General features: G+C 71.0%; 3 protein-coding genes. 2 read left to right on the top strand and 1 reads right to left on the bottom strand.

What is annotated here, in order from left to right; translation table 11 throughout:
- Positions 1 to 72: 72 nt before the first annotated feature.
- Complete coding sequence (gene glgX, locus ACFQ7Q_RS37530) at positions 73 to 2,301, bottom strand: glycogen debranching protein GlgX (RefSeq protein ID WP_383563576.1); 2,229 nt, start codon at positions 2,299 to 2,301, stop codon at positions 73 to 75.
- Positions 2,302 to 2,497: 196 nt separating this feature from the next.
- Here glgX and ACFQ7Q_RS37535 point away from each other — a divergent pair, with 196 nt between their 5' ends.
- Positions 2,498 to 3,736, top strand: coding sequence for an Ig-like domain-containing protein (locus tag ACFQ7Q_RS37535; protein WP_383563579.1), 1,239 nt, complete (start codon positions 2,498 to 2,500; stop codon positions 3,734 to 3,736).
- A gap of 187 nt (positions 3,737 to 3,923) precedes the next feature.
- On the top strand, positions 3,924 to 5,174 hold the full coding sequence (locus ACFQ7Q_RS37540) for an Ig-like domain-containing protein (protein WP_383563582.1): 1,251 nt from the start codon (positions 3,924 to 3,926) through the stop codon (positions 5,172 to 5,174).
- Positions 5,175 to 5,223: the final 49 nt, after the last annotated feature.

Here is a 5,223-nt window from a genome sequence, read left to right on the forward strand (position 1 = left end):
GTCGCGCCGCGGTGGCCGGTGCGGGTCCTACCCCGCGCCCCTCGCTTCACCCCTCACCCGGCGCCCCGCCCCTCACCCCCCGACCCGCAGCAGCAGCACCGACCGCGCCCCCACCGTCACCGTCTCCCCGCCCCGGTGCACCGTTCCCGGGGCCTGGGACTGGTCTTCCAAGGACGTGTCCAGGACCAGCTCGTACGACTCCGCCCACGGCGGGCCCGGCAGGCGGTACGCGAGGGGGCGCGGGCCCGCGTGCAGGATCGCCAGGAAGCTGTCGTCGGTGATCTGGGCGCCGCGGGCGTCCCGGCCGGGGATGTCGCGACCCGAAAGGTAGAGGCCCAGGGTGGCGGCGGGGGCGTACCAGTCCTGCTCCGTCATCTCCTGGCCGTCCGGCGTGAACCACGCCAGGTCCCGCAGGCCGTCCGCGCCCTGCGGGCGCCCGGAGAAGAACGCGCGGCGGCGCAGCACCGGGTGGGTGTGGCGCAGGGCGAGCAGCCGGCGGGTCAGGGCGAGCAGCTCCCGTCGCCCGGGGTCCTCGGGCAGTGACCAGTCCAGCCAGCTCGTCTCGTTGTCCTGGCAGTACGCGTTGTTGTTGCCGCCCTGCGTGCGGCCCATCTCGTCTCCCGCGACCAGCATCGGCACCCCGGTCGACAGCAGCAGCGTCGTCAGCAGGTTCCGCAGCTGGCGCAGGCGCAGCGCGCCGATCTCCGGGTCGTCGGTCTCGCCCTCCGCCCCGCAGTTCCAGGCGCGGTTGTCGTTGGTGCCGTCCCGGTTGCCCTCCCCGTTGGCCTCGTTGTGCTTCCGCTCGTAGGTGACGAGGTCCCGTAACGTGAACCCGTCGTGGGCGGTGATGAAGTTGACCGAGGCGTACGGCCGCCGGCCGCCCCAGGCGTACAGGTCGCTGGAGCCCGAAAGGCGGTAGCCGAGGTCCCGTACGTCGGGCAGCGCGCCGCGCCAGAAGTCCCGTACCGCGTCGCGGTAGCGGTCGTTCCACTCCGTCCACAGCGGCGGGAACGCGCCGACCTGGTAGCCGCCGTTGCCGACGTCCCACGGCTCGGCGATCAGCTTGACCCGGCGCAGCACCGGGTCCTGGGCGATGACCGCGAGGAAGGGCGAGAGCATGTCGACGTCGTGCATCGAGCGGGCGAGCGCCGCGGCCAGGTCGAAGCGGAAGCCGTCGACGCCCATCTCCGTCACCCAGTACCGCAGCGAGTCCGTGATCAGCCGGAGCACCTGGGGCTGGACCACGTGCAGGGTGTTGCCGCAGCCCGTGTAGTCGGCGTACCGGCGTGCGTCGGACTGGAGCCGGTAGTAGCCGCGGTTGTCGATGCCCTTCAGGGAGAGCGTGGGGCCCAGTTCGCCCGCCTCGGCCGTGTGGTTGTAGACCACGTCGAGGATGACCTCGATCCCGGCGGCGTGCAGCGCCCGCACCATCCGCTTGAACTCGCCGACCTGCTGGCCGGTGGTCCCCGAGGAGGAGTAGCCGGCGTGCGGGGCGAAGTAGCCGATGGAGTTGTAGCCCCAGTAGTTCCGCAGGTCCCGACGCAGCAGATGGTCCTCGTGGGCGAACTGGTGCACCGGAAGCAGCTCGACCGCCGTCACCCCGAGTCGTACGAGATGGTCGACGGCCGCCGGATGCGCGAGTCCGGCGTACGTGCCCCGCAGCTCCTCGGGGATGCCCGGGTGGAGCCGGGTGAAGCCCTTCACATGCAGTTCGTAGATGACCGAGTCCGGCCAGGGGGTCTTCGGTCTGCGGTCGTCCGACCAGTCGTCGTCGTCCTGGACGACGACGCCCTTCGGGACGAACGGTGCCGAGTCCCGGTCGTCCCGCACGGTGTCGGCCACGTGCTGCTGCGGCCAGTCCCGGACGTGCCCGTACACCTCGGGCGGCAGCGTGAAGTCGCCGTCCACCGCCCGCGCGTACGGATCCAGGAGCAGCTTGGCCGGGTTCCAGCGGGCGCCCGTCCACGGGTCCCAGCGGCCGTGCACCCGGAATCCGTACCGCTGCCCAGCCGCCACCCCCGGCACGAAGCCGTGCCAGATCTCATGGGTCAGCTCGGTCAGCGGCAGCCGTCTCTCCGTCTCCCGACCCGCGCCGTCGGTGTCGAAGAGGCACAGCTCGACGGCCTCCGCTCCGCCCGCCCACAGCGCGAAGTTGGTGCCGGCGACCCCGTCGGGTCCCACCCTGCACCGCGCGCCCAACGGGGTGGGCGCCCCCGGCCACACCACGGGCCGGGGCCGCTCCGGAGCAGGGGAGAGCCCCACTCCGTCCCGTACCGCCTCCTGCTCGGCTGCGCTCGACACCTGTCGGCCTCCCGCGGCTCGTCGGGCCCTCCCCACAGCCACCGGCATGGGAGGTACCCCCATGTCGCGGAGGGCGCGGCGTCCCGGCCGCGACTCCCCGCACGTGGTCCTCCCACCTGTTCTGCCCGGACGACCGGACTCCCAACATGACCCGCACGCACGTTTCCCCTGGAGGGTGGCCGTCGTTGGGCCAGGCGTGAAACACGTACTGAAGCGGGTGAGGGCCGGTGCGGTGCTCGCCCTGGCGGCGGCGGGACTGGTGGCCGGGCTTGCGGGCTGCACCGACAAGGGTGGTGACGGCGGCGGCGGAGGCATCGACATCTCGCTGCCCGGGAAGGCGCGGGCGCCCGGCGACGTCATCCGGATCAGCCCGGAGGACGGCAGCCGGGCCGTGCCCGCCGAGGGGCCGATCGAGGTGAGGGTGGACAGCGGGCGCCTCGAACGGGTCACCGTCGTCCAGGTCGAGGACGCCCAGCGGACCGCGGTCCCGGGCGCGATCAGCGAGGACGGGCTGCGCTGGCGGCCGAACGCGGACGCGCGGCTCGCGCTGGCCGCGAAGTACAGCGTGGACGCCGTGGCGCTCGACGCCCACGGCCGGCGCTCCGCCCGGCACACCACGTTCACCACCGTCGTGCCCGAGCGCCGCTTCATCGGCTACTTCAAGCCGGAGAACCGTTCGACGGTCGGCACCGGCATGATCGTTTCGTTCGGCTTCAACCGGGCCATCGAGAACCGGGAGGCGGTCGAACGGGCCATCAGGATCACCTCCGAGCCGCCGGTGGAGGTCGTCGGCCACTGGTTCGGCGAGGAGCGGCTCGACTTCCGTCCGCAGGAGTACTGGCAGCCCGGCACCAAGGTGACCGTCGAGCTCGCGCTGCGCGATGTCGAGGGGGCGCCCGGGGTGTACGGCATCCAGCGCAAGACGGTCGGGTTCACGGTCGGGCGCTCCCAGGTGTCCGTGGTCGACGCGGCGGCGCACACGATGGAGGTGCACAGGGACGGCGACGTCCTCGCGACCGTGCCCATCACGGCCGGGGCGCCGAAGACCACCACGTACAACGGCAAGATGGTGGTCACGGAGCTCTTCGACGTGACGCGGATGGACGGCCGCACGGTCGGCTTCGGCGGCGAGTACGACATCAAGGACGTACCGCATGCGATGCGGCTGACCGACTCGGGGACCTTCCTGCACGGCAACTACTGGGCCGATTCCTCGACCTTCGGGTCGGCCAACGTCAGCCACGGCTGCGTCGGTCTGCGGGACGAGAAGGGCGGCAGCCCGGACTCTCCGGCGGGCTGGTTCTTCGACCGGACCCTCATCGGCGACGTGGTGGAAGTGGTCAACTCCCGTGACCGAAAGGTCGCTCCCGACAACGGGCTCGGAGGCTGGAACATGGAGTGGGACCAGTGGAAGGCCGGTTCCGCCCTGCGGTGAGCCCCTCGTCGTCCCCTCGCTGACCTGCGTCACGTGCACGGTTCCTGGATCGACTGGGACTGAACGGTGACATTCGCGTGGAACTTTCGTGTCCTACGGTGTGATTATCTAGCGCCGTGTGCGCGGAGGATGCGCGCGGGGGTGCGGGCCGTGGTGAGACCAGGCCGTGCGAGGGGAGACGACCATTTTGAACGGGCAGCCGATATCGGCCGGGGTGGGGCGTGGACGGCGGCGCGGGGGCGCGCGTCTGCAGGCCCTGGCTGTGGGAGCGTTGCTCCTGGTGCTGACGGCGTGCGGGGGCGGGGACCCGGCGGGCGGCGGCAAGGGGGGCCAGGACCCGGCGCAGAGCGGCGGGGGCAAGCAGGAGAACGCGGCGTCGCAGGCGGTCGTCACGATCGCCCCGAAGGACGGCGCCGACTCGGTCGCGACCAGCGGTGTGCTGAAGGTGACGGCCGAGCAGGGCAAGCTGACGACGGTCACCGTCGCCGACACCAAGGGTGCCGAGGTCGAGGGCAAGATCGCCGCGGACGGCGCCAGCTGGACGCCGGTCGGCCACCTGTCGGCGGGTACGCAGTACAAGGTCCACGCGATCGCCAAGGACGCCGAGGGCCGTGAGTCGGCGAAGGACACCACCTTCACCACGCTGACCCCGAAGAACACCTTCATCGGTCACTACACGCCCGAGGAGGGCTCGACCGTCGGCGTCGGCATGCCCGTCTCGATCAACTTCACCCGGGGCATCACCAACCCGGCGGCCGTCGAGAACGCCATCAAGGTGACCGCCGAGCCGGCCGTCGAGATCGAGGGCCACTGGTTCGGCAACGACCGCCTCGACTTCCGCCCCAAGGAGTACTGGGCCGCGGGCACGAAGGTGACCGTCGAGCTCAACCTGGACGGCGTCGAGGGCCGTCCCGGTGTCTACGGCAAGCAGAAGAAGAAGGTCTCCTTCACCATCGGCCGCCGTCAGGTCTCCACCGTCGACGCCAGCGCCAAGACGATGAAGGTCGAGCGCGACGGCAAGATCATCAAGACGATCCCGATCACCGCGGGCGCCCCGTCCACGACCACGTACAACGGTCAGATGGTCATCAGCGAGAAGTACAAGGTGACCCGGATGAACGGCGCCACGGTCGGCTTCGGCGGTGAGTACGACATCAAGGACGTGCCGCACGCGATGCGTCTGTCGAACTCGGGCACCTTCGTCCACGGCAACTACTGGGCCTCGTCCGGCACCTTCGGCTCGGCCAACGTCAGCCACGGCTGCGTCGGTCTGCGGGACGCGCGCGGCGCCGGCGACGGGTCCACCCCGGCTGCCTGGTTCTACGACCGCTCGCTGATCGGCGACGTGGTGGTCGTGAAGAACTCGAAGGACAAGCAGATCGCTCCGGACAACGGCCTGAACGGCTGGAACATGTCCTGGTCGGAGTGGATCAAGTAGCTCTCAAGGCGATCCCGTACGGCGGACCCGGTGCTGTGAGCAACAGCAC

The sequence above is a fragment of the Streptomyces sp. NPDC056527 genome (genome assembly GCF_042794475.1).
GTDB lineage: Bacteria > Actinomycetota > Actinomycetes > Streptomycetales > Streptomycetaceae > Streptomyces.